This window comes from Paenibacillus sp. TC-CSREp1, assembly GCF_050171015.1.
Lineage (GTDB): Bacteria > Bacillota > Bacilli > Paenibacillales > Paenibacillaceae > Paenibacillus > Paenibacillus silvae.
In genome coordinates this window covers 220,959-244,908 of sequence record NZ_JBNOKM010000005.1, presented here as the reverse complement: position 1 = coordinate 244,908, position 23,950 = coordinate 220,959, and the positions used below count along the sequence as shown (strand labels likewise).

Below are 23,950 nucleotides of genomic sequence, written 5' to 3'. Positions count from 1 at the left end.
AAGTAATACAACGATTAATCTACGCTCTAAGCCTTGATATTGGCACTGTTCTGTCATTACATCTGACGGTGCAGCTGGCTTCGATACAGATCAGGCGAACATCCCACACTCTGTTTAAATATTCGGCTAAAATGGGACAAACGCTTGAAACCAGCCAATCGACTGGCCTCCGTCACGCTCATCTCTGGCTGAAACTGAAACAGCAGCTTGGCCTGATTGATACGGCGATCATACAAATATTTAAAAATCGTCAGCCCCGTCATTTCTTTGAACATGCCTGCCAGATAAGGCTTGGACAGATGTAACTCCTGTGCCAGATCATCAAGCCCGATATCCTGCATATAATGCGTATCTACATATCGAATAATATGCTGGACATGCCGTTCTTTTTCCGAGGATACGCGTTGTTCCTGCACATGTCCCTGACAGATTTCCGCCACACAATACAGCAGGTCACATACCCGGATATGCATACGCTCTTCTCTGAACCTGGAAGCGTGACGGGATAACTGATGCAAATCCTGCAGCAGCGCTTCAAACTCTGAACGAATCTCCCCAGTAAGATTTACCCGGCAATTGCCGAGCTCATCAAATGGCTTCAGCACCTCCTGAATGCGATCCGGGTGCAAACTGCTGCGTATAGCGGAAGGATCAAAGTGAAGAGTTGTCCGCACATACGGTTTGCCAGCTTTGGGATGCGGCCGGTGCAATGTCAGTCCATGCATGAGCACCAGATCACCCGGCTCCAGGTTGTATACCCGATCCCCGATAATGTAAGTGCACTCTCCCTCATGAAAATAGTAAATTTCATAATGCGGATGTGAATGGAAGCCGTCGGACTTTCCGGGATCAAACTGACTTGTAGCTCGGTAGGTATACGCTAGTGGCGCAGTAAACTGCATCATGCTGGGCACGTCATCACCTCCTGTCCATAACGAAAGCGGGAATTATATTATGCTTCACTACCCCCGCTGACAGACTACCTTTTTTATAACAGCTCCTGGATGCTTGCTTTGATGTCATCCATAGGTGCAACCGGTTCAAACCGCCGAACCACTTGACCTTCTGCATCGATCAGGAATTTCGTAAAATTCCATTTGATTGCATCGCCATGCAGCCACTCTGGCGCTTTATCCGCCACCATCAGCTTGAGCAGCTTGGCCTGAATGTCGCTCTCGTCAAAGCCGGCAAACGGACCCGATTTTTTCAAAAAGTCGTATAGCGGATGCGCTGTCTCGCCATTCACATCCAGCTTGGCAAACATCGGGAATTTCACCCCGTAGTTAATCTGGCAAAAAGACTCCGCTTCTGCACTGCTGCCCGGCTCCTGCTCCGCAAACTGGTTGCATGGGAAACCGATAATTTGCAGGCCCTGGTCTTTGTACTCATCATAAAGCTTTTGAATATCATCGAATTGATGTGTATATTTGCATTTGCTTGCCGTGTTCACAATCAGTACAGGCTTGCCTTCATATTGATAGAGCGGAAAACGCTCTCCATTCGTACGGGTTACGGTGAAGTCATAGATGGTTGGCATAAGTCTGTGTGCACCTCGCAATTATTATGTAGTTACTAATCATGTAGAATTCCTTTTCATTATATACGAAGTGAGTCCGCTTGTATTGAGGAAGCTTTAGATTTTGCGCTAACGATTCCCACGAGCCTTATTTGCCCTTTATGTAACGTTTTAAAAATGTAACGAATCTCAGAAGCGCTATTCTACCAAAAAGCAGCTTCAATCCTGTCAAAATGAGCTAATTTCACAAAATAACGTCACTCAGATTCGTTACATTCCCAGCAGAGCCAAATGAGAGTCAATAGCGTCATCTGAAATCGTTAGAAGAAATTCATGCCCAATCCTGCCAATGCTGCTCCAGAAAAAGCACCTCCTGCTCATAGTGAGCCAAATGACCTTCTTCGACCATCTTAACAAAGGCAGCATCCCCAGCTGCCGCGCGCTCCTCTAATGTTCTGCACATAAAGCGAATACGCGACAGTACCCAATTTTTCATATTCGGTGAAACCTTCATTCCGTAGGCATCCATAAACAGCTTGATCCGTCTTTTCCGAATAGCTGCATGGCTCTCTTTATTATAGGATGTAACAGCTTTCCCATGACCTGAAGTCAAAGGTGAAAAACTCGCCAGCGGAACACAGGTATAAAGGGTGTAAGCAATATCCCATAACCGCGGACCCGGAGCAGCCATATCAAAATCAATAACTCCCTGCGGCAAACCATTCCTGAACACCAGATTGTACGGGGCAAAATCGTTGTGGCAGACCACCTCCGGTTCTAACTCAGATTCCACTAACCATGTATATTCATCTTCCAGTCCCCTTTTCAAGCCCTGCATCCCCGGAAACCGATTGCCCGGCAGCGCCGCCGTTGTAAAACCAGCCGTTGCATTGTGGTATGTTCTCAGCAGTTGAGCAGTTGCAATCAATGCTTCGTCTGACCACATATATGCGTCAATCTCTGGATAATCATCACCTGGCACGTCTCCCTCCAGATAAGAAAGCATCTCCCTTCCCTTCTCATCCATACCAAGGTATCGGGTGCTTGATGGAAGCCCTGCTTTTCCAGAAACAACAACAGTTCATTCGCATACTCATTCGGCTTTGCGCTCCGGCGCACCGTCTCTCCAACACGTACCACTTCGTTCACGTTCCCTCCAGCCAGCCGTTCCTCCTGATGTTTAGACAGGCAAATCCCTCCTTTTCATGCGATTCTTCAGCCATTTCCTGCTACCCATCCATCCTCGGTCATTTCATGCTTCATCTATCCTCGATCCTTCCTCTTGTAACTCCCGGGGAAACTGGCAACCAGTAGAACAAATCCGACAAAAAACATGAAATACACCAGCAGTCCTGCAGGCACATCGACCGTTCGTGTTACCTCCCGCAAACCTTGCTGCGAGCCACTTCCCGCCTCTACCAGTGCAGCCGACAATCTCACCGATATGCGCTCCAGCGTGGATATAAACACACTTGCAATCATCAATACAACACCTAAAATCTTGTTCATCTGATTCAAAAGGTAAAACCTCCCCAACATCTATGATCTGTTTTATTCAAAAAGTACTTCGCTATTCGTTCCCGCCAGCATGGCTTTTAACGTTTGAGCCAAAACATAATGGTTCGGCAGATCCTTGGAGACAACTGCTCCGATATTCCCCGCCTCCCCCTGTGTCAAACAGGTCAACTGAAGCTCATCCGAATTGCCATGTATGTACGAAAGCAAATATTCCATGTACTGCTCTGAATGCTCTGCCTTGTTTTGCTTCTGTTCGTTCTGCTCGACTCCGTTCGGGGAAAACTCAAATATTCGTATTCTGGTTCCTGCCCAGATTGGCTCTTGATCCTGAATGTGATCGATGGGAATCCATATATTGCTTGTCAACTTAATCCTCTCCTTCATGCAACTCACTTTAGTATAATCCATCTTCTTCCATTCGTGAATTCGACGGACTGCGAAAATGCCATATTTCTGCATATCAAACAGCGTCGTCATCGCTGACGGCGCTGATGTACTTTTTGTCAAAGTATACCTGTCCATTACATTTTGTGATTAAAAATTCACGTCACCATCATGTGCTGCGGCTCCAGTCCGCTGGCGAGAAATGAGTCCCTGTTCACATGATATAGATCGAATATAGGCTGCTCCATATTAATGTTCCTGACGATTTCCGGATAAAGGTCATGAGCGTGACTGACATAAGGCAGCTTCTCCACCGCTTTGCGGGAACGGACATTTTGCTTGCGTATTTTCATAAACACCGTCTGCATTTCGTGCTCAAGAAACAATTCTGTCAAAAAAGCCGACTTCGCTCGCTGGCTGTACCCGTTCCCGAAATAGGGCGCACCGATCCACGTTGCCAGAAATCCGGTATGATTCACAATGTGATACAGATCAATTGTACCGATGACCGTGCCTGTCTCATTCAAAATCGTACGTGAAATGACGGTTCCCTGCTCTTCTTCCGCAATCAACTGCCGGGTTAAAAACATCATCTCTTCCTGGGACTGACATGCGTAACGAACATAAGGAAAAACTGCGGGGTCCATCATCAAATTGTACAGCGATTGACATTCATGCAGTTCACGTTTCTTCAACATTCTGCCTACCACCCAATCCTTAAAGTTCGCTAGATCAAAGCAAAATTAAGTATAACGATGGAGGTGTGGCTTTTCGTGAATTCTGATTGAGGCTTGTGTAAAATTCATGGACAGAAATACGTTCATCATACGCTTGTTGTAACCCGACACAAATCAAAACGGCATGCTCCTATTTTTGATAAGAACATGCCGCTGAATTCTTCTGCAGACTAATGCAATTACTGCATGCCCTGCATAATGGCATTGATAATATTTTGCTGTGTCACCGTGTTGTTAAATCGGTTAAACAGGGCAAATCCATGCTGTCCGTTATACCCGTTATCCCAATAAACAGGAACCAGCTTGTACTTTTTGGCTGTAGCCGTAACCGCTTTGGCATACACTGCACGATAGTTATTGTTGCTGGAGTCATAGGAAGACTTATCAATGGAGCCGAACTCTCCCATCACAACAGGGTAGCCCTGCGTAACAAACTTGTCGTACATGGACTTGAACTGGGAGTCCAGATAATCCTCCTGTCCCCATGTTGAGCGTTTGGCAGGATTGGTCGCTGTTGCCCCCCATTGCGTAATGTTACCATTCTCTTCACCGGCAAAATCCCATGGAGAGTAGTAATGCGCCGAGATCATGATGCGCTTCTGCGAGCTGGGAATAGCGGAGGAACGGAAGTTATCCGTTGGAACTACGAAGCCGTAATTACCTACCGTGTAGTCAATGTTTGTGTTCCAGCCTGGAACGAGCAGCCATCTGGCATTGTTGTTGCCGCCCGTCTTCCGAACCGTATCTACGAAAATCTGATTATATGCATTCAGGTTGCTATAATACGACGTATTCGGGTTGTTATAATTACCGTCAAACACCTCATTCATGGATTCAAAAATGAGACGTTCATTATACGCGCTGAACTTGGTAGCAACTTGCTGCCATACCTTTTGATACTTGTCCTTAATCACGCTCTGATTGCTGCTGTTCACATGCAGCCATGAACCCGGAATCGAGTGAAATCCGTCGCCATGCATATTAATGACAACATAAAGTCCTTCATTATACGCGTAATCCACGACCTGCTGGATACGATTAAGCCATGCCGCATTCACTGTATAGTTGGGAGCGCTTCCAATATAATTCAGATAAGAAACGGGTATACGAATTGTTTTGAAACCTGCCGCTTTTACCTTTTTGATTAATTCAGGTGTAATCGTAGGATTGCCCCATGACGTTTCATTCGGTGTGCCATTTACTGTAGCTTCCAGCTGATTGCCCAGATTCCAGCCTGCACCCATCTCTGCTGTAATCTGAGCAGCGGTTAACGATCTCATGTCCGCTGCCGATGCCTTGGTGCTCCAGCCAGCGAATGCCGCTGTTGCCATGAAGAGCAGAGCTAAACTGGCGATGCTGAATCTTTTAAACGTTTTCGTCATAACCTAACCTCCGCTTATTTTATTGGTTAACAAGCAGTGCCGTTGCTCTAGTCTAACGAAACCTCTAAGCTCTGTTTAGCATGTGAAATGGAGATGCAATCCTCCCTTCTCGACGATATCAATCAATAAGCGAAAAAGCGGTTCGCTAAAAACATAATAACACAATTATGGAAAATAAAGTGCATATTTTTGTCTATTTAGACATGTTACTACATCTTTTTTAACTCGATTTAAAATGCTCATACAGCCAAGTCGTGAATCTATCACTTTCTTCGAATTGCGGATAATGCGCAGAATGATGAAAAACAATCAGCTCCTTCTCGGGAGCTTTCAGTTTGTTTAAGTAAACGTCAGCCTCTTTCAGCGTTGTCATGTAATCATATTGACCCATCAGGAAATACACCGGGATGTGAACCTCATCTACCTTCCGGGGCAAAGGCTGCTCCAGTGCTTCTCGCACGAGACGGTCTTGGGAGTGGAGAATTCCTGTATAAAAACGTATGACATCCAGCCCGTTATACTCCGATCCCAATAGAAAGCCTTCAGCATAATCACCGTTCTCGCTGATTTGTCTGGCTGATCCACCATATTTTTGTACAAAGGTTCGCGGAGTAAGCCCTTCCCCCTGATGAATAGCATTCCACAAGTGCTCCAGTTCCCGCACATCCTCCGTATTGCCAGCCCTGCTTGCCTGTTTTATCGTATAATCTAACGTTTCAATCTCACTCTGAACGGTATCCCCCATCTGTCCGATGCCAATATACGCCTGGAACTGTTCAGGTGCCTTCGCAACGGCTTTCATGCCGATATATGTACCAAAAGAGTGCCCGATGAGCACGACCTTATCCTGCTGCAGCTCCTCTGTAACATGCTTCGTTAGAGCAATCAAATCGTCGACAAGCATATCTGTTGTCAGGTTTGAGTAGTCCTCTGTAAAATGATAAGACTTGCCGCTCCCGCGTTGATCATAATGAACAATGGTGAAATGCTGCTCCAGTTCCCGCTGGTATTTTCGGACATACGGAATTTCGGAGCAGCCCGGCCCCCCATGAACAAAAAGCAGCACCGGATTACTTCGATCTACACCTCTAATCATGACTTCATGCCCAGTACCGTTAATATCAATCTGCTCAAGTCTGCTTATGCTGTTCTTTCCTTCGATACCTGGTGTCCAGGTAGGGAAAAGAAGAGCAATGGCTATAATTCCTATCATGGTAAAGAAGGTATACTTCATGGCTTTAGCTATCTTTTTTCGCATAGGCTCTCCTTCTACCAACAGTTGTCATGGATCAAGCTCCTTATCATGTGAACATCTTTGGGCTCTTTGGCAAACAATTCTTCATCCACATCTGTTGTTATCCGACTTCCCTGGCTTTGATAAAAAGATACGGCGGATCTCGTCTCTGTGGACGAGATATACAATGATTTGGCCCCGCGTTTTCTCGCCTCTGCACTTAAATAAGCCAGAATTTGTCTGCCAATCCCCTGTCGTCTATACGGCCTGGATACATACATAAGATCCAGCTGTAGCTGGTTCTTATCTTCGCCTCTGAATGGATGGGCAAGCACGCCGAAACCGACTAATCTCGCCCCGTCAAAAGCACCATATGCCATGCCCCCCTGCTGTAGCTCATGAGTGTAACGATCCTGAAGCTCCTGCAGCTGCTCCCCATCCCAACTCGCGCACTCGTGGTCCTGTCTGTGCTCAATTAATTGCTGCTCTTTGACCTCGTAGATCAGGTCGATATGCTCTGAGCGATCAACTTCATGCAGCAGCTTCACATGATCCAGGTTCATGATTTTATATGTAATCATCAGGACTTGCCCCGCCTCTCATCTGCATCCCGTTTGGTCAAATACTCATCCTTCGTTAAGCCAAACAGTATAAAATCCATATATTTCCCATGAATATAAACCACCTGGCGGCGAACGCCTTCTTGCACACACCCCAGTTTCCGCATCATACGTGCCGATCCTTCGTTGCCTTCCAACACACAATCATTAAACTTGTTGAGTCTGCGTTCCAAAAAAGCGTAGCCCAATAAAATCTCCATCGCACTTGTACCATAACCTTGACCCCGATACGGCTCATCAATAACAATCCCGATACTGAACGTTCCGTTCCGCTCATCAATACTGTTCAGATTAATTCCACCAATTATCTCTCCATCAAGAGTTTCAACTGTGAACATAATCCGTCCATTGGTTGATGAAAATGCTGCATTTTGTTCCACGAATTGCTTGGCCCCGGATATGGTTGGCGGCAGCTCGACAGCACACTCCAGCAAAATGCGAGCAGGGGAGTCAAAGCCAGCTACATAACTGCTCTCCCAATCTCGCTCTTCAATCGCTCGCAGCCGCACCTTGTCATTCTGCCAGTAATACTGGCTGTAATCGATTGTTCTCATATGAAGGCCCTCCTCGTGAAAAAGTTTTCCTTGACTCAGATATAATTTAATTTACTTGCAGCCGATAAATGACCTCATCATCGGAATTGGTCTTATTTTCACTTACAAATGACATGCTTGTATATAAACGTTGAGCAGTTACGTTATCTCGCTCAACAGTTAGTGAAATGACACGGCATAACGGATGTTCTTTTTTAATAAAATCAATTACTGCTCTTAGTGCTCGTTTACCCATGCCTTGTCCTTGAAACGACCGGTCCAGCTGAAAGCCACCAATCCAGTAGTTATCTGCACTCTCAGGTGTGTAGCTTAAATAAAAGAATCCGAACACCTGACCCTTCAGCTCCAAAACAAAAGGATCAAATGCTTCATCCCACGGTTTGATATATGCATATGCGAGACCCTCCATCACACTTGGAACCAGATGTGTCTGGTGTTCATGCAGTGAAATTTGCAGTGCCTGCTCCCAATTATCTCGGGTAACGGGTTGAATCTGGACGATGTTATTTCCCATACACAGACTCTCCTCATTCAAAAATGCAGCACTCACCTGCTACAAGCTTATATGTACCTTCAATCTTTGTTATAGCTTGCCTCGTATTCGTAACAATAACTGCATTCTTGCCGTATCGACTCGTCATCTCGATGACATCCTGAACAGGATATTTATGGTTCCATTTCACAATCATTTTGCACAGATTGCTGAAGGACTGCTTATAATTCCATGCTTGCAAGCCTGTTCTGGAGAGAACAAACCTTCTAACAATCCGATAATCTCTCACCAACACATGGGGATGCAGCACCAGCACCAAGTCCGCTTCCAGAATAGATGGAGAAGTCCAGGCTTCAAGCTGAGCACCTTCAATAATCCATGCTTTTGAACTCACAATGGTTTGCAAGGCTTGGTCTCTCACCTTTTCAGGGTATCGCAAATTTACTGCGCTTCTGTCCCAGATCAGATTGTCCAGTTCGTGACTGGCGATATCGTATTTTCGGGATAATGCTCTCGCTAAGGTTGACTTTCCGCTTCCACAAGCGCCAATAATCCGAATTTTCATTGTAGGTTACACCTCTAGCGAAAATACGGCCACCTGTTTCCCGATGATGTCGACATCCTTCTCATGAATCATGCCATTTTTTTGCGCGATGCGCATTGAACCTGTGTTTCCGTGCTGGATTAGAGAAATCAAACGTTTATGCCCCAGCTTTAGACCCTGTTCCTTCCACGCATTGGCCTGCTCATACCCGTAGCCCTGCCCCCAATACTGCTCTCGCACCCAATAACCGACTTCAAGCTCCTCCTTGCCTTCAATCACTTGTGGTATGAGTCCTGATGTCCCAACAAGCTGGTTATCTTCCTTGTTAAAAGCGAGCAAAAGCCCTTTGCCTTCCTTGTTCCATTTTATAAATTTCTCCAGCGTTTGCAGCGTCTCTTCCTTTGTCCACGGATTACCGTGCCGGATATACTTCATTACATTTGGCTCGCTTGTCATCGTATACAAATGCTCAAAATCATTTTTGGTATAATCACGAAACACCAGTCGTTCTGTCTCCATACTCCCCACCACTCCTTATTATTTAATCTCATTTAAGAATTGTCTGGTCCCGATCCACCGTCGAGGTAAAAAACTGCTGCTGATTATAATTTGAAGCGGCACCCTTCAAACGGAAGATCAGCTTCAATCAGCCTGACCGTCTGTGAGATTGCATTCTTTTGATTTTCAGATAAGCTGCCCTCATCCCCGTTCCAATCATTCAACCACCAAAAGAATGAGCTTATATTTCTGTACTCCATAAACAAAGGGATGCGGGATATCCACTCCTGTGCAATGGGCTGTTGTTTCACATACCCTTCCAGAAAAGCAGTCAGAAAGGTCTGCGCGAACTCATCCTTCGTTCCCCACTTCGCATCATGTGATCCCCACCATACCGCATGAACTGCTGCTACCCCAATGTCCAAAGCATACCAGCCGCGTATTGCATCATCAAAATCAAAAACCGTAAGCTCACCCTGATCAATCATAAAGTTATAAGGATGAAAATCATAATGAATTAAACCGTAACTGTCAGCCCTTCTCGGTAAATCCGTTAGCTGCTGCTCGATTGCTCGAAGCTTACCGGTTAACAAGGCAACATCGCCTGCATGGAGATGGGGATTATCTAATTGCAGCGGATTCCAATCCGCTCTTATTGAATTTGGATCATCGGGCTGATAATCTTGCGTTAAATGGTGTATCTTTCCCATAGTGCTTCCCCACTGGCTAAATAAATCCGTGTCCCATACGCTCCAGTCATAATCAAAATAATGTCCTGTTGCTCCCTCGAATACCGTTGCAACATAACATTTCTCCTGATCCCGGCATACCGTGGTTAACTTGCCTTCCTTACTCAGAATGGGCAAAGAAGCACGAACACCGTTAGACACAAGGTAACGAATCCATTGCACTTCTGCTTGTATCGATGCTTCATATGCAGGTGCTTTTTCAGATAATCGAAGAAAATAAGTTTTATCGTTCTGAATAAATCTGTATACCACGTTAGTGGTATCACTTACCAATGCCAGTGAGTCAGGAGCAATGCCAAATGATTGAGCTGCTTGTGAAAGTATTGCTGTAGACACCATCTTGTTTCACTGCCTTTCCTCAGCGTATATTCCATTCATCGTGCTACAATTCCACTCGTAATTTTCATATTCGGAGCATAGGTCATGCACACATTTTCATTAAATTCCCTCGCGAATCTCTCTTCTGCTTCATACTGTTGATTGGCCTCTTCGAGAGTCAATCCCCGATCTACAAGCTGGGCAATAACATCGGGCCGATTACCGGGCATTGCACCTAATCCTTCTTCTTTTAATGCATGAACCAGTCTCTGCTTGTCCGCATCAGCCATATGTTGATCCAGAAAGTTAACCCGATCGCTTACTCGACATTCCACCCCTCTAACCCCTAATTGACTCAAGAGAACAGGAATGCTCATGCCGATGTTTCCATCTTTACCGCTTCGGATCGCATCCTGCTCATATATCTTCTGGAGCGCGCCCAGCTGTATAATGCTGGACTGCTGCACACCTTCGAGCGCATAACTCGACATGTTTGCAATCCAATGCGGCTCAAAACAGATAACTCTGCCTCCATCTACCACACTTCCAATCATCTTCTCCAGGATCGATTTAGGTTCCGGCATATGTAATAAAAAAGCATGGCTCATCGCTATGTCATAAGTACGATTAATCTGAAACTTTTCAATGTCGCCCTCAATAAAGTCGGCTTGATACGATGTATGTTCATAGATTTCTTTAGCATGTTTGATCAGTTCTGTTCCTTTATCCACGCCCGTGTACTTTGACCCCTCTGGCAGGAGTGGAAGCAGCTTCAAGCCCATGTACCCGAAACCGCATCCGTAATCAATGATATGTACAGCTTTCTCAATCTTCCAGACTCTTTGAACCAGAAATTCTAAATAGTCGTCGTTATAATATAACCAGCGCGTATTCCTCAGATATTCAATCTGTTGATCCCAGTAATATTCGGACAATGCACAGCCTCCTTTAGATGTAATCGCATTCAAAAACACCCAGACAAGCTACTTTTATTCCAATTCCTCACATCCTATTGTACTGCTAAACTTTATTCTGGTCTATCCAACCTCAGCCCTTCACTTTCTCCAGAATGATATCAATCACATCGCCAGTGTCCAGTTGATCGGTGCAAATACGGGTTTCGAATACATCCGCCTTGAACGCTTCAACACACTTGGGAGCTTGTTGATACTGCCAGCCGCCGAATTGATCCCCGCGCTTAGCGAGACGCTCATATATCGTATCTAAAGAAGCTGTCAGACAAAAATGATGCAGGTCCTGATCCACTTCCTTCAACCCACTGTAGATGTAATCAAAGTTTTCTTTTTTATAGATGGTCATGGGAATAATGAGATGTTTATTGTATTTCTGCTTCACCTCTCTGGCGATCTTCACCGTCAAAACTCTCCACAGCTCGATATCCTGAAAATCGTCAGTACGCTCCTGCTCCTCCCGATGTTCTTCTGGAAGCAGCTTGCGAAGCATATAACCGATCTCCTCCGGGTCATAGACCATACTGTTTGCAATTTTGGGCTGCAGTGCTGCTGCAGCTGAAGTTTTTCCCGCACCAAAGGCGCCATTAATCATGATGATCATACGAGCACTCCTCTTCAGCATTATCGTATTATAATTACTAGAATCTACGATGAAGCATCTCACGGCTGGCACTTTCCTGGGTGAAAATATCCTCCCGGGGCACCATACGTTTGGGCAGTGTACGCCCTGCAATAATTTCTTTGGCTGCCTGCATGAGCTGCGGCCCCAGCAGCGGGTTGCATTCAACCACCGCGTTAATCTGCCCATCGGCCAGAATTCGCAGCGCTTTGCGGGAACCGTCTACCGATACAATAATTATATCCTCGCCGGGCTTCAAGCCAGCCTTCTGAATAGCCTGTATCGCACCAAAAGCCATCTCATCGTTATGAGCAAAAAGAACCTGGGCCCTTTCCTCCTCCGGCACTTGAAGAAAACGCTCCATAACCTGTCGGCCCTTATCCTCTGTAAAATCAGCAGGAGCACTTTGCGAGATTAGAATATTATCTCTCTCAGCCAAAATGCTTCTAAAGCCCTCACCACGCTGGATCGAAGGTGTTGAGCCGCTAGTTCCCTGCAGTTCAGCAATACGAATCGTTCCCGGAACATTCCGCAGCCGATCGCGAATATACTTCCCTGCCTTCACGCCCTCTTCATAGAAATCCGAGCCAATCGTGGTTACAAAAAGGGAGGAGTCCTGAACATCTACGGATCGATCCACAATAATGACAGGAATGCCTGCGCGGTTCACCTCCTGAAGGATGTCATCCCAGCCGGATTCTACTACGGGTGCAATGGCAATCACATCCACCTTTTGCCGGATAAAAGAACGAACAGCCTCAAATTGTTTCGTCTGAGACTGCTCTGCATTTTTCAGAATAAGCGTAATACCTGATTCCTTGGCAGCATCCTGAATCGAAGTCGTATTCGCCATACGCCAGGCACTCTCTGTGCCTAGCTGCGAAAAACCGACGACGATTGATTTCTTTTGCGGAGTCATATATTCGGCCGATTGCATCCATTCCTCTATTGAAGGTAGTGATTCTTCGGTTGTTGGCACAGGAGGGGGCTTCGACTCGGACTCATACGTCGTGCAGCCAGTGAGGCATAACAGAAGCAATATATACAACCAGCTCGCCATTTTCCCCAACGAATTTCTCCCTCCTCCAGCTTGATGGAACAGACTAACCCGACCTATACGATGATCCGAAGCTAATGTAAAGACTTGGCGGAACTTCGTCGTTCACTGAGAAGACGCTGGAACAAAATAAAGACAAACAGCATCAGACCAATCACAATTTTAGTCCACCATGAGCTGAGTGTGCCTTCGAAGCTAATTATAGTTTGGATCACGCCCTGGATCAACACGCCGAGGAATGTACCTGCCACGTAACCGACACCACCCGTGAGCAGTGTACCGCCAATCACAACCGCGGCAATCGTATCCAGCTCAAGACCCATGGCATGTAAGCCGTAACCGGATAACATATAAAATGTGAAGACAACACCCGCAAGCGCAGAACAAAAACCGCTGAGTGTATACACCATAATTTTGGTACGAGCTACGGGAAGTCCCATCAGCATAGATGATTGCTCACTTCCGCCAATCGCGTACACATTGCGTCCAAAGCGGGTATAGTGCGCAAGGAAAATGGCGAGCAGCAGCATAATGACGGCAAGCAGTACGTTGATCGACACAAAGCTTCCTCCCGGAAGTGAAATCTTGGCCTGGGCAATCGTAGTATAGAAAGAATTCGTAATTGTGATGGTATCGGTACTGATGACATAACAAAGCCCGCGTGCCAGAAACATGCCTGCCAGCGTGACGATGAAGGGCTGAATTTTAAAATAATGAATAATGGCCCCCATCATGGTACCAAATAGTGCGCCCATTACCAGCACCATCGGAATGACAACCGCGGGCGACCAGCCTTGCTTTTCCACCAAACTGGCACTAATGATCGTTGTCAGCGCAATGACCGAGCCTACAGACAAATCGATTCCCCCGGACACAATAACAAAAGTCATGCCAATCGCCGTAATGATGAGAAATGCATTATCAATCAGCAGATTAAACAGAACTTGTGTGGAAAAGAAGCCCGTGTAACGAAATGAGCCGATGGCAATCATGACGGCGAGCAGACCAAAGGTAACCAGGACCGGTAGAAGTTTTCGGTTAAGATACATGGCGATTTACCCCCTGCTCAGCTGGAAACTTCCGCTTTTTGAGACGCTCGGCCATCGTTTGACGGAAAGCTTCGGATTGAATTAAACATACAGCGAGTACCACAAAAGCTTTGACTACAAGCGTAACCTCTGGCGGTACACCAATCATGTAGATCGTGGTTGTTAACGTTTGAATAATCAGTGCTCCGATCACCGTGCCCATCAGATAGAAACGTCCACCATTTAGTGAAGTTCCTCCGATCACAACGGCCAGAATCGCATCCAGCTCGTACCAGAGACCAGCATTGTTTCCGTCCGCACTGGATACATTCGAGCTGAGGATCAAGCCTGCAATACCGGCACATAAACCACAGAACACATACACCGCGAGGATCACGGTTTTGGAGCGAATACCCGCCAATTGACTGGCACGCGCATTGTTGCCTACCGATTCAATGAACAGCCCAAGCGCCGTTTTTCGTGTGAGCAGTACAGCAATGAGCAATACCGTCAGTACGATAAAAATGGAAAATGGCAAAGCGGCCAAGGAACCGGCACCAATGTATTGATACTGCGCATTGGACACCGTGATAATCTGTCCACTCGTAATCAATTGAGCAATGCCGCGTCCAGCCACCATCAGAATCAGGGTTGCGATAATGGGCTGAATCCGGGCAACGGATACCAACGCCCCATTCCACACGCCAAGTGCGAGCGACAGACCGATCGATAATGCGAGCGCACTCAGGACAAGCCAAAACGAGCTTTGATCCGTGCCTTTGCTGATTGTCAGACAAGCCATTGCTCCCGATATGGCAACGATGGAACCGACAGACAGGTCAATGCCACCCGTTGCAATGACGAGCGTCATACCAATGGAGACGAGAATGAGCGGAGCTCCAAAGTTGAGAATATCAATCAAGCTGCCATACAGATTGCCATCGCGCATCACAAGCGAGAAGAAATCCGGCGAATAGAGCAAGTTAAACAATAAAAGAAAACCGAGCATACATAACGGCCAAAACAAATGATGTTTGCGCATTCTGCTGATCATCACTCAACCTCCTGCCATAGCTTTCATGATTTGCTGCTGATTAATGTCATCGCCGCTCAGCTCTTTCACCTTTTTGCGGTCGCGCAGCACCGATACCCGATCACTGACCCGAATCACTTCCTCCAGCTCGGAGGAAATAAACAGCACACCCATCCCCTGCTTGGATAGCGAGAGAACCAGCTTCTGTATCTCTGCCTTGGCCCCGATATCAATGCCGCGTGTAGGCTCATCCAGAATCAGCAGATTCGGGTTCATCAGCAGCCACCGCGCAAGCAAAACCTTCTGCTGGTTGCCACCGCTCAGGTTTTTGATCAGATGCTCCGGGTTTTTCGGATGGATCTGCAGCAGGTTCATATATTTCTCCGCCAGCTCATCCTGCTTCTTACGAGAAATCGGCTTGGCCCAGCCTCGCGCAGCTTGATAGGCCAGAATAATGTTTTCGCGGATCGTCAGATCATCAATAATGCCTTCCGTTTTGCGATTCTCGGAGCAGAACGCGATATGCTGATCAATCGCATGTCGTGGTGACTTGACGGTATTACCGGTGTCCGCAACGATCAATTTCCCTTCATCTGCACGATCAGCGCCGAACAACAGTCGAGCCATCTCCGTTCGTCCTGAACCCAATAAACCGGCCAGCCCGACCACTTCCCCCTTGCGGATCGTAAGGTCAAACGGATCAATGGCCCCCTTCCGTCCGAGTCCAGCTGCGGTTATCATAATGTCGCCAGCACCGTCGGTTCCCGTGCCTCTCTCTGTATGACCTTCCTCAACCTGCTTTGGCAGATCTTCCAGCACTTCAAGCTCTTTGCCAATCATCTTGAGCACCAGCTCCATGCGCGGAAGCTCCGCGGCAAGGTATTCCCCCTCCAGTTCTCCGTTGCGAAGCACGGTCAGACGGTCGGACATTTCATACACCTGGTCGAGAAAATGGGTCACAAACAGAATCGCCAGTCCCTCACTCTTCAGCTTGCGCATAATCTGAAACAGCTGCTGCACTTCATTTTTATCCAGACTGGATGTCGGTTCGTCCAGAATAAGCACTTTGGCCGAGATGCTGAGTGCCCTTGCAATCGCAATAAGCTGCTGTATCGCAACGGAGTACGTCTGCAGCGGTGCCTTCACATCAATGACCAGATTTAATCTTTCCCGCAAAAGGTTCTCCGCATCTTTGTTCATCTGCTTCCAGTGGATGCGGCCAAATTTCATCGGCTCCCGGCCGATAAAGACATTTTCTGCCACCGTTAAGTTCGGGCACAGATTCACCTCCTGATACACCGTGCTGATCCCTGCTTTCTGAGCCTCGAGCGGCCCTGATATCGCCAGAGCTTGATCATCCATCGTCACGATGCCCTCATCAATGGAGTACACACCTGTAAGCACTTTGATCAGCGTTGATTTTCCTGCTCCGTTCTCACCCATCAGTGCATGAATTTCACCCGGAAACAGGCGAAAGCTGACATTGGAGAGCGCCTTGACACCCGGAAATTGCTTCGTAATCCCGGTCATTTGCAATATGGGGGTGTGAACAGCATCCATGTAATCCTCTCCTTTTTCATAAAATCAAGTTGAACTAAAGATCTTACACAATCCACTACGATGACAGAATAACCTTCCAATCGCTGTTATCCCCAGATTTTTTCGATTCCCTTTACAAAGGGGAAAATCCGGTGATAAAGGCGACCGCTCCGCTTTTTCAGGTTTTTTCTGTCCTCTCCGTTAACGTGTAAATAAATAGTTCACCTTACATAGTCAGATCAAATAAAGCGTTCATCAGGTATATGCAAAGTTGCTACAGAAAAAAGTCATTTAGCGACAGTCAGGTCGAAAAATGACTTTTCTTTGTTATTCGCATTTGCTTTTAATATTCACGTGTTGGCAATGCTTCTTTGGCTTGCTCGGATGTGAAGGTTGTTTCGTCAGTGACGATGCGGGCTTCAATCTCTTTGCCGTCCACGACAGCCTGCACTGCTTCCATTAATTGAGGCCCAAGCAGCGGATTACATTCGACGATAAAATTGATTTTGCCGTCAGCTGCTGCCTGCATTCCATCCTTCACGGCATCCACAGAAATGATTTTAATATCTACGCCTGGCTTCAAGCCGGCTGCTTCAATCGCTTGAATAGCCCCAAGCGCCATATCGTCATTGTGTGCATACAGAACATCGATTTTTTTATGTGCTTTGAGGAAAGCCTGCATAACCTCTTTGCCTTTGGCACGTGTAAAATCACCTGTTTGCGATGCAATGACTTTTAACTTGGCGTTTGATCCGATTACCTCCATGAACCCTTCCTGGCGGTCATTCGCTGGTGCAGAACCTGTTGTGCCCTGCAATTCAACGATATTCACGTCCTCCTGGGCATCCTTGTACTGATCCGCCAGCCACTGTCCTGCCTTACGTCCCTCTTCCACAAAGTCTGAACCGATAAACGTTTTGTATAAGGATTTATCCGCCGAATCCACCGCGCGGTCCGTCAGAATAACAGGAATACCTGCGTCCTTGGCTTCCTTCAGTACTGTATCCCAACCGGACTCCACCACAGGTGAAAAGGCAATAACCGTTACCTTTTGCTGAATAAAAGAGCGCAAGGCTTTGATCTGATTCTCTTGTTTCTGCTGTGCATCCGAGAATTTGAGGTCATAACCTGCTTCTTTAGCTGAATCCTGAATGGATTTTGTATTCGCTGAACGCCAGCCACTCTCCGCACCGACCTGAGAAAAACCAAGGGTAATGGTCTGCGCACTCGCAGGTGTACTCCCCTCTCCCCCTGCCGAGTTCGCTGGGTCTGTGCCGGATGCTCCTTTGCTGTTACAAGCTGTGCTGACAAGCATGACCATCGCCAGCGTTAATACAAGTCCCCACTTTTTTTTGCTTTGCATCAGTTGATCCTCCCTTTCCAAGTTCACCTTGTGCGGTGTGATCACATTATAAAACGCTTACAACATGAACTAACATGGAATGTGATGCGATTTTTATGTAATAATTTAGTAATTTTAGAGGACTTGCTGTGAAAATGTGGAATTTCTTTGGATATTGGTGTACTATTTTGCGATCATCTGTAATGGTTAAAATTCATGTTATAATAATGCTACCTATATTATCCTGATCCCTTCAGATGGAGTGGAAGACGTTGAAACTTGTGCAATGGATAACTTCAAGCCTCAGACTTAAATTGCTCAGCATGTTCATCATCCTCAGCTCAGTGCCGCTTATCGTTGTAGGATTAATCTCTTACCATAAGTCGTACACCGTCGTATCGAATCATAATAAAGCTTCCACACAATTGGCTGCTGATCAGCTGGCAAGAAACATTGATATTATGTTCGAGGATACGGAACGACTGCTGGAGCTGGGCAAAAATCCGCAGGTGCTTCAATATTTGTACTCCCAATCCGAGTCTTATGCCGAAGCCAAAGCCATTTTACAGACGTACAATCTTTATCGTGAAACCTACAAATATGATAAGGTTCTGAATATTTCTTTTGTTAATTTCTATGGCAAAGGCCTCAGTGAACGCAAAGGCGTATTCAAGCTGGAACGCAACCCGCTTCGGAATCCCTATTTTCAGTATCTGGTGCAATATCCCGATGCCATTTTACGCATCCCGCATGCCGCGCCCTACGCTGAACAGAATCAATTGGACGGATTTGTGTACCCAAAGCAGAATGCGCTTTCAATTATGACCACTGTCAAAGAACGCATTACACAGGAAGTCATCGGTTTTATTGTGATTGACATGAATGACGCGTTCATTGATGATTTTTTGACAACAACAAAGATCAAGGATTCCGGCTTCTTTTATATTAATGATCAATATGGTCAGACACTGTTTAAACCGCCATCTGAGCAGGCCACCCCTGCCGTCATCGAGCAGATTAATTCGATGTCCGTACACGCCCGGAAGGACAGCTTTAATCTGTCCACAGGTGCCAAACCCCAATTTGTCGTATACAGCACGTCAAAACAAACGGGATGGCAGATCGTCGGAGCAGCTCCTTTTCAAGAAATTCTCGCAGAGGCCAACAGCATTCGGCAGTTAATCATCATCAGTGTTTTGTTAAGCGCATTCTTTGCTATTTCTTTATATTTTTTCCTGAATAATCGACTGATTTTCCCTATTCAGATTCTGATGAACAAGATGCGCAAGGCGGCGAGCGGTTATTTGGAAGCCAAGGTCTCCCCTGCGGGCTCAGACGAAATCGCAGATCTCGGTCAAAGCTTTAATACGATGCTGGAGCAGATCAAAGCGCTGATGGAACAGAGCATCAAGGAAAATGAGCAGGTAAAAATAGCCGAGCTGCGCACACTGCAAGCACAGATTAATCCGCATTTCCTGTACAACACATTGGAATCGATTATCTGGATGGCTGAAGCTGACAAAAAGGAAAGTGTGATCACGCTTGTTCAGGCCCTCTCCAAATTTTTCCGTATAAGTCTGAACAACGGCTTCGATTGGGTAACGATTCAAACCGAGCTGGACCATGCCCGCAATTACCTGGTTATTCAGCAGATGCGTTATCACGATATTTTGTCATACGAAATCCAGGTTGACCCTGAGCTGCAGCATTATCCGATTTTGAAAATGACACTGCAGCCTCTGATCGAAAACGCGATCTACCATGGGATCAAAAACAAACGTGGTCAAGGACTTATCTTGATCCAGGCCTGTGCAGATGAAACAAGTATCGTGCTGACCGTACAGGACAATGGTATTGGCATGTCTGAGGAGCAGCTGGCTCAATTAAGAGAAGCACTGGAACAATCTTCAGACTTCCATTCCCCTCCCAAACAAGAACAGGAAGGCGGATTTGGTCTGATGAATGTACATCACCGGATTCGGCTCTATTTCGGTCCTTCCTATGGTGTCGAAATGGACAGCATATATATGGAAGGAAGTACATTTAAAATTCGAATTCCAAAGAGCAAGGAGGTTCGGCATTGAAAAAAGTGATAATTGTAGACGATGAGATTGCTATTCGGGAAAACATTCGCAGCAGCGTCGATTGGGAGAAGGAAGGGTTTCATTATTGCGGGGATGCTCCTGATGGAGAGATGGCTTTACCTTTAATTGAAGAATGGGCACCTGATATTCTGATCACCGACATCAAAATGCCGTTTATGGACGGATTAGAGCTGGCCTCCATCATCCGTGCCCAAAAGCCTGAGATCAAGATCATTATTATGAGCGGGCATGATGAATTCCGTTATGCTCAGGAAGCGATCCGGCTTGGTGTAACCGAGTATTGCCTGAAGCCTGTCAGCGCGGCAGAACTTCTTCAGATTTTGCATCAGGTCAGCCAGAAAATGGATGAAGAGGAGCAGCGGATGATGAGTCTTGCCATGACTAAAGAAAAATTGCTGGCCGATCTGTGTGGTGGTCTCATCGGTACAAGTGATGCTATTGATTCCGCCAAGAAACTGTCACTCCCCCTATCAGCCAGGTTCTACGCCATCGCCATTGTCGATATAAGACTACACGATGAGTCACAGCACTCGGAGCAAGTGCTGAATAGAATACTGCATGTTCTGGAAACAGCTTGCAGCGTGCATGCCGAGCTTCTGGCTTACATTCGAAGCCGCACCGAATTGGTGCTGCTGCTTAAATCCAACTCGAAGGACAGCATCAACACGTGTCTGGAAGCGCTTCGGGGGCATACCCGTCTGGAGCTGGAGCAGCAGTTTAACTGCAGCATCATTCTGGGCATTGGCAGCATGCAGGAACGTTTGCAGGGCATTCATATTTCCTATCTGGAAGCAGATGAAGATAAATATATTACACGTCTGACCCTGCAAAATAAAGCCTCGCTGCGCGGCATTCAGCTGCATGAGAAAATAAATGTTTTTCTGGATCGCCGTCAGTTCCTTGAATTTCTCAAGCTCGGCAGCCCTCAGCTGCGTGACAGCTTTGTACAAGAATTTGCTTCCCCGCTGAAATCTGTTGACTGGCATACCTCAACGTATGGCTTTTATTTGTTAAACGATCTGACCCTTGAGTCCTTTCGCATGGCGAATCAGCTATTTCGGATGGGGGCTGATGCAGATGAAAATATCAGGAACCTGCAGCAGATGATCGAGAGCATTGAAAGCTGGGAGCATTGCAAGCAGTACCTGTGCACTTTGCTGGATCAATTATGGCAGCGAAGGGCCGCATCCTCTGGCAAATATAGTGATGTCATTGACCAGGTCAAATCCTACGTATCACAACAATATAATAATGAGCAGGTTTCATTGAAAACCATCTCTGCCCATGTTCGAATCAGCTCAAGCCATCTCAGCAAAATTTTCAGTCAGGAAACCGGTCAGACGATCACAGAGTATCTAACTCAGGTGCGTATCAACAAGGCCAAGGAACTGCTGAAAACAACAAGCAACAAAACCTTTGAAGTTGCCTACAAGGTAGGTTATAATGACCCGCACTATTTCTCTAATATTTTCAAAAAAACAACGGGCTGCACGCCCAAAGAATTTCGCTCACAAGGAGTTATGCCATTTCATGAACCGCCATCCGATCAGATCGAAGAGCCCATGTATGACTAAATCCAAATGCACTGCCTGGCTCCTCTTTACGATGCTGCTTCTATTCATGCTCACTTCTTGTGCGGTCGTAACTTCTGATTCAAGTGTGCCTGCTGGCTCAACGCTGTCTTCTCTTTCAGGTGAATCAGGTGGATTACGACCCTCAGAGCGGGAAACCAGTCTGCACGCTGCGGCATCTACAGAACAGTCTGAGAAGAGCAAAACCTTCGGCATCATCTACCCGATGACATATTCAACCTATGAGATGATTACGATGGATGCTGCCCAGGCCGCTGAAAAGCATCAGGTCACCTTGAACGTCAATGCACCAGATGAAGCCAATACGGAGCAGCAAATCCGCATTCTGGAGAACATGATCAAACAGCGCGTTGATGGTATCGCCATATCCCCTGTGGACGCGGCCGCGCTCACACCTGTTATTGATAAAGCAATAGCGGCCGGTATTCCCGTGCTGACTTTCGAATCCGATGCGCCTTCCAGCAAGCGCACTGCTTATATCGGTGCTGACAACTATCGTACGGGACAACAATTCGCAATCACCACCTCAAGACTGCTGAGTAATCAAGGTATGATTTTGGTCGAGAGCGGGCTGCAAGAGATGCACGGGCTGCAGCAGCGGCTGAACGGATTTATTGATTATATTCGCAATGAAACAGCGATTGAAGTGCTGGAGGTCAAATACAATCAAGGCAATGAAGCTCGGGCTGCAGCCGATATTGAAGCCATGATTGATGCTCATCCGCATTTTAATGCAGTGGTCGGGCTGGATTTTGTATCTGTCTCGGCCTCTGTTCTCGTCTGGAAAGCCAAAGGGTTAAACAGGCATCTAATTGCATTAGGTGACACCTCTACAAGTAATAAAGGACTGATGAATGGACAGTTATCTGCTGTGATCTCGCAGAATGAACGGATGTGGGGAGCGGAAATTATTGAAACGCTGCTCCGTGCAAGCGACAGGCTTGCTGTGGAGGAATTTATGGATACGGGGATTACTGAAGTCAATCAGTAATTCATTGCAATTACTTTTTCCAATCATTACAGAAAATTCTTCCTGATAGCTTCATATTAATCATTGGAGTATAAAATCGATAAATCTATTCTGCTTGACATTGATAATGGTTATCAATAGTCTGGAGGTGAGATTAAGATCTTATCATTAAATCTCTAAACACATTGGAAACGGAGCAGATCATGTGAACATAGACGTTAATCAATTAGCAGAGCATTTTGCTCACACTCCTTTTCAGGTCAAAGGAATCTATAAATATGCCCAAACGACCGGGGTGCCGCACGCTGACTATACGGATGCATTTCCCGGATTTGTGTTTCCTCTTACGGGAAGGATACAATTTCAGTTTAATGAAACGCCTTACATTCTATCGCCTGGGAAAGTTGTACATGGTGGTGCCAAAATGAAGCTTGCTAAAAAAACAATTCACAATACCAGCTGGGAATACATTCTTGTTTTATATCAGACATATGGTTCAGAACTTGAGGCATCCAGTTTTTCCAATCAGCATTTTGCATTACCCACGGGACAATCCCCTCGGCTTAACGAGCTCATTATGCAACTCTGGCAAGTGTACAATCAGCCTGGAGGCATCTCGATGTTTCAAACTGAAGTGTTATTTCGTGATGTACTTAATGAAGCCCTGCTGTCTGTTGTTAACAGACGGACGAGCCGGGACTCCCTTGCCTTGTTCAAGGAGGTATCCCATTACATACATGAAAACTATTATTTCAATCATACCGTTACCTCTCTCTCAGAGCAGTATGACGTTAATCGAAATCGCCTATCGTATGTATTCAAACGATATGCCGGGATGGGACCAGCAGAATATTTATCCACTTACCGCATAGAGATGGCCAAGAAAATGCTGCTTGCAAGCGATGTAACGATACAACAAATTGCACAAGCTGTTGGCATGCAGGATGCTTTTTATTTCAGCAGAGTGTTCAAGAGGCTTGTGGGATGTTCGCCTACTACCTACCGTCAACGATTCATCAATAATCCATCCTGACTTCATCAGGTATCCATTTTAAATGAAAAACCAATTTCGTATACTTATAGACAAGTTCAAAGAACACCTTTTTGAAATAACGCAGACAAGAAAATACATAATGAGGAGGAA

The 23,950-nt window shown here is 46.2% G+C and carries 25 protein-coding genes; 4 read left to right on the top strand and 21 right to left on the bottom strand.

All coding sequences use genetic code 11. From position 1 onward, the window contains the following. Window positions 1-56: 56 nt before the first annotated feature. The 21 genes from ACQSGY_RS09625 to ACQSGY_RS09525 form a co-directional block, all read right to left on the bottom strand. Entirely contained in the window at window positions 57-905 is an 849-nt protein-coding gene (locus ACQSGY_RS09625; RefSeq protein WP_248062265.1) for an AraC family transcriptional regulator, read from the bottom strand. Window positions 906-988: 83 nt separating this feature from the next. After that, window positions 989-1,537 carry a glutathione peroxidase gene (locus ACQSGY_RS09620; RefSeq protein ID WP_427051688.1) on the bottom strand — a complete coding sequence of 183 codons (549 nt, stop codon included), beginning with the start codon at window positions 1,535-1,537 and terminating at the stop codon, window positions 989-991. A 310-nt stretch (window positions 1,538-1,847) separates the two neighbouring features. Further along, the gene (locus tag ACQSGY_RS09615; protein ID WP_427051687.1) at window positions 1,848-2,543 is read right to left on the bottom strand and encodes a phosphotransferase; all 696 of its coding nucleotides are present in this window, start codon (window positions 2,541-2,543) and stop codon (window positions 1,848-1,850) included. Window positions 2,544-2,779: 236 nt separating this feature from the next. After that, window positions 2,780-3,034 carry a hypothetical protein gene (locus ACQSGY_RS09610; protein WP_427051686.1) on the bottom strand — a complete coding sequence of 85 codons (255 nt, stop codon included), beginning with the start codon at window positions 3,032-3,034 and terminating at the stop codon, window positions 2,780-2,782. A 33-nt stretch (window positions 3,035-3,067) separates the two neighbouring features. After that, window positions 3,068-3,400 carry a hypothetical protein gene (locus ACQSGY_RS09605; RefSeq protein ID WP_427051685.1) on the bottom strand — a complete coding sequence of 111 codons (333 nt, stop codon included), beginning with the start codon at window positions 3,398-3,400 and terminating at the stop codon, window positions 3,068-3,070. A gap of 176 nt (window positions 3,401-3,576) precedes the next feature. Next, complete coding sequence (locus tag ACQSGY_RS09600) at window positions 3,577-4,116, bottom strand: GNAT family N-acetyltransferase (RefSeq protein ID WP_427051684.1); 540 nt, start codon at window positions 4,114-4,116, stop codon at window positions 3,577-3,579. Window positions 4,117-4,334: 218 nt separating this feature from the next. Continuing rightward, a complete protein-coding gene (locus ACQSGY_RS09595; protein ID WP_427051683.1) occupies window positions 4,335-5,537 on the bottom strand; it encodes a glycoside hydrolase family 5 protein in 1,203 nt (400 codons plus the stop codon). 220 nt (window positions 5,538-5,757) lie between these two features. Continuing rightward, window positions 5,758-6,795, bottom strand: a complete 1,038-nt coding sequence (locus ACQSGY_RS09590) for an alpha/beta fold hydrolase (protein ID WP_427051682.1) — start codon at window positions 6,793-6,795, stop codon at window positions 5,758-5,760. Between the two features lie 11 nt (window positions 6,796-6,806). After that, window positions 6,807-7,352 carry a GNAT family N-acetyltransferase gene (locus ACQSGY_RS09585; protein ID WP_427051681.1) on the bottom strand — a complete coding sequence of 182 codons (546 nt, stop codon included), beginning with the start codon at window positions 7,350-7,352 and terminating at the stop codon, window positions 6,807-6,809. After that, window positions 7,352-7,945, bottom strand: a complete 594-nt coding sequence (locus tag ACQSGY_RS09580; protein WP_427051679.1) for a GNAT family N-acetyltransferase — start codon at window positions 7,943-7,945, stop codon at window positions 7,352-7,354. Before ACQSGY_RS09580 ends, ACQSGY_RS09585 begins: the two co-directional genes overlap by 1 nt. Before the next feature lie 46 nt (window positions 7,946-7,991). Then, a complete protein-coding gene (locus tag ACQSGY_RS09575; RefSeq protein WP_427051678.1) occupies window positions 7,992-8,459 on the bottom strand; it encodes a GNAT family N-acetyltransferase in 468 nt (155 codons plus the stop codon). A gap of 13 nt (window positions 8,460-8,472) precedes the next feature. After that, window positions 8,473-9,003, bottom strand: a complete 531-nt coding sequence (locus ACQSGY_RS09570; protein WP_427051677.1) for a hypothetical protein — start codon at window positions 9,001-9,003, stop codon at window positions 8,473-8,475. A 6-nt stretch (window positions 9,004-9,009) separates the two neighbouring features. Beyond that, window positions 9,010-9,501 carry a GNAT family N-acetyltransferase gene (locus tag ACQSGY_RS09565; protein ID WP_427051676.1) on the bottom strand — a complete coding sequence of 164 codons (492 nt, stop codon included), beginning with the start codon at window positions 9,499-9,501 and terminating at the stop codon, window positions 9,010-9,012. Between the two features lie 83 nt (window positions 9,502-9,584). Beyond that, the gene (locus tag ACQSGY_RS09560; protein ID WP_427051675.1) at window positions 9,585-10,568 is read right to left on the bottom strand and encodes a phosphotransferase enzyme family protein; all 984 of its coding nucleotides are present in this window, start codon (window positions 10,566-10,568) and stop codon (window positions 9,585-9,587) included. A gap of 35 nt (window positions 10,569-10,603) precedes the next feature. Then, window positions 10,604-11,482 carry a class I SAM-dependent methyltransferase gene (locus ACQSGY_RS09555; protein WP_427051674.1) on the bottom strand — a complete coding sequence of 293 codons (879 nt, stop codon included), beginning with the start codon at window positions 11,480-11,482 and terminating at the stop codon, window positions 10,604-10,606. A 112-nt stretch (window positions 11,483-11,594) separates the two neighbouring features. Further along, entirely contained in the window at window positions 11,595-12,122 is a 528-nt protein-coding gene (locus ACQSGY_RS09550; protein ID WP_427051672.1) for an AAA family ATPase, read from the bottom strand. Between the two features lie 37 nt (window positions 12,123-12,159). Continuing rightward, window positions 12,160-13,200, bottom strand: a complete 1,041-nt coding sequence (locus ACQSGY_RS09545) for an ABC transporter substrate-binding protein (protein ID WP_427051808.1) — start codon at window positions 13,198-13,200, stop codon at window positions 12,160-12,162. A 71-nt stretch (window positions 13,201-13,271) separates the two neighbouring features. Further along, window positions 13,272-14,246, bottom strand: coding sequence for a galactofuranose ABC transporter, permease protein YjfF (gene yjfF, locus ACQSGY_RS09540; RefSeq protein WP_427051671.1), 975 nt, complete (start codon window positions 14,244-14,246; stop codon window positions 13,272-13,274). Then, window positions 14,236-15,279, bottom strand: a complete 1,044-nt coding sequence (locus ACQSGY_RS09535; RefSeq protein ID WP_427051670.1) for an ABC transporter permease — start codon at window positions 15,277-15,279, stop codon at window positions 14,236-14,238. Before ACQSGY_RS09535 ends, yjfF begins: the two co-directional genes overlap by 11 nt. 3 nt (window positions 15,280-15,282) lie before the next feature. Further along, a complete protein-coding gene (locus tag ACQSGY_RS09530) occupies window positions 15,283-16,818 on the bottom strand; it encodes a sugar ABC transporter ATP-binding protein (RefSeq protein ID WP_427051669.1) in 1,536 nt (511 codons plus the stop codon). Between the two features lie 322 nt (window positions 16,819-17,140). After that, window positions 17,141-18,160 (bottom strand): substrate-binding domain-containing protein, encoded by a 1,020-nt coding sequence (locus ACQSGY_RS09525; RefSeq protein ID WP_427051668.1) that lies wholly within the window; start codon window positions 18,158-18,160, stop codon window positions 17,141-17,143. A 236-nt stretch (window positions 18,161-18,396) separates the two neighbouring features. On the opposite strand from ACQSGY_RS09525, the gene ACQSGY_RS09520 reads away from it, so the two are divergent. From ACQSGY_RS09520 to ACQSGY_RS09505, 4 genes are all read left to right on the top strand, one after another. Further along, the gene (locus ACQSGY_RS09520; RefSeq protein ID WP_427051667.1) at window positions 18,397-20,223 is read left to right on the top strand and encodes a cache domain-containing sensor histidine kinase; all 1,827 of its coding nucleotides are present in this window, start codon (window positions 18,397-18,399) and stop codon (window positions 20,221-20,223) included. Window positions 20,224-20,228: 5 nt separating this feature from the next. Further along, window positions 20,229-21,818 (top strand): response regulator, encoded by a 1,590-nt coding sequence (locus ACQSGY_RS09515; RefSeq protein ID WP_427051807.1) that lies wholly within the window; start codon window positions 20,229-20,231, stop codon window positions 21,816-21,818. Continuing rightward, window positions 21,811-22,827, top strand: a complete 1,017-nt coding sequence (locus ACQSGY_RS09510) for a sugar ABC transporter substrate-binding protein (protein ID WP_427051666.1) — start codon at window positions 21,811-21,813, stop codon at window positions 22,825-22,827. Before ACQSGY_RS09515 ends, ACQSGY_RS09510 begins: the two co-directional genes overlap by 8 nt. Window positions 22,828-23,011: 184 nt before the next feature. After that, window positions 23,012-23,839 carry a helix-turn-helix transcriptional regulator gene (locus ACQSGY_RS09505; RefSeq protein WP_427051665.1) on the top strand — a complete coding sequence of 276 codons (828 nt, stop codon included), beginning with the start codon at window positions 23,012-23,014 and terminating at the stop codon, window positions 23,837-23,839. Window positions 23,840-23,950: the final 111 nt, after the last annotated feature.

What these genes read in the sequence shown, in the direction of transcription:
- ACQSGY_RS09625 (WP_248062265.1), bottom strand. Translation starts at nt 905, where the DNA reads ATGATGCAGTTTACTGCGCCACTAGCGTATACCTACCGAGCTACAAGT.
- ACQSGY_RS09620 (WP_427051688.1), bottom strand. Translation starts at nt 1,537, where the DNA reads ATGCCAACCATCTATGACTTCACCGTAACCCGTACGAATGGAGAGCGT.
- ACQSGY_RS09615 (WP_427051687.1), bottom strand. Translation starts at nt 2,543, where the DNA reads ATGGATGAGAAGGGAAGGGAGATGCTTTCTTATCTGGAGGGAGACGTG.
- ACQSGY_RS09600 (WP_427051684.1), bottom strand. Translation starts at nt 4,116, where the DNA reads ATGTTGAAGAAACGTGAACTGCATGAATGTCAATCGCTGTACAATTTG.
- ACQSGY_RS09595 (WP_427051683.1), bottom strand. Translation starts at nt 5,537, where the DNA reads ATGACGAAAACGTTTAAAAGATTCAGCATCGCCAGTTTAGCTCTGCTC.
- ACQSGY_RS09590 (WP_427051682.1), bottom strand. Translation starts at nt 6,795, where the DNA reads ATGCGAAAAAAGATAGCTAAAGCCATGAAGTATACCTTCTTTACCATG.
- ACQSGY_RS09585 (WP_427051681.1), bottom strand. Translation starts at nt 7,352, where the DNA reads ATGATTACATATAAAATCATGAACCTGGATCATGTGAAGCTGCTGCAT.
- ACQSGY_RS09580 (WP_427051679.1), bottom strand. Translation starts at nt 7,945, where the DNA reads ATGAGAACAATCGATTACAGCCAGTATTACTGGCAGAATGACAAGGTG.
- ACQSGY_RS09575 (WP_427051678.1), bottom strand. Translation starts at nt 8,459, where the DNA reads ATGGGAAATAACATCGTCCAGATTCAACCCGTTACCCGAGATAATTGG.
- ACQSGY_RS09570 (WP_427051677.1), bottom strand. Translation starts at nt 9,003, where the DNA reads ATGAAAATTCGGATTATTGGCGCTTGTGGAAGCGGAAAGTCAACCTTA.
- ACQSGY_RS09565 (WP_427051676.1), bottom strand. Translation starts at nt 9,501, where the DNA reads ATGGAGACAGAACGACTGGTGTTTCGTGATTATACCAAAAATGATTTT.
- ACQSGY_RS09560 (WP_427051675.1), bottom strand. Translation starts at nt 10,568, where the DNA reads ATGGTGTCTACAGCAATACTTTCACAAGCAGCTCAATCATTTGGCATT.
- ACQSGY_RS09550 (WP_427051672.1), bottom strand. Translation starts at nt 12,122, where the DNA reads ATGATCATCATGATTAATGGCGCCTTTGGTGCGGGAAAAACTTCAGCT.
- ACQSGY_RS09545 (WP_427051808.1), bottom strand. Translation starts at nt 13,200, where the DNA reads ATGGCGAGCTGGTTGTATATATTGCTTCTGTTATGCCTCACTGGCTGC.
- yjfF (WP_427051671.1), bottom strand. Translation starts at nt 14,246, where the DNA reads ATGTATCTTAACCGAAAACTTCTACCGGTCCTGGTTACCTTTGGTCTG.
- ACQSGY_RS09535 (WP_427051670.1), bottom strand. Translation starts at nt 15,279, where the DNA reads ATGATCAGCAGAATGCGCAAACATCATTTGTTTTGGCCGTTATGTATG.
- ACQSGY_RS09530 (WP_427051669.1), bottom strand. Translation starts at nt 16,818, where the DNA reads ATGGATGCTGTTCACACCCCCATATTGCAAATGACCGGGATTACGAAG.
- ACQSGY_RS09525 (WP_427051668.1), bottom strand. Translation starts at nt 18,160, where the DNA reads ATGCAAAGCAAAAAAAAGTGGGGACTTGTATTAACGCTGGCGATGGTC.
- ACQSGY_RS09520 (WP_427051667.1), top strand. Translation starts at nt 18,397, where the DNA reads ATGGAGTGGAAGACGTTGAAACTTGTGCAATGGATAACTTCAAGCCTC.
- ACQSGY_RS09510 (WP_427051666.1), top strand. Translation starts at nt 21,811, where the DNA reads ATGACTAAATCCAAATGCACTGCCTGGCTCCTCTTTACGATGCTGCTT.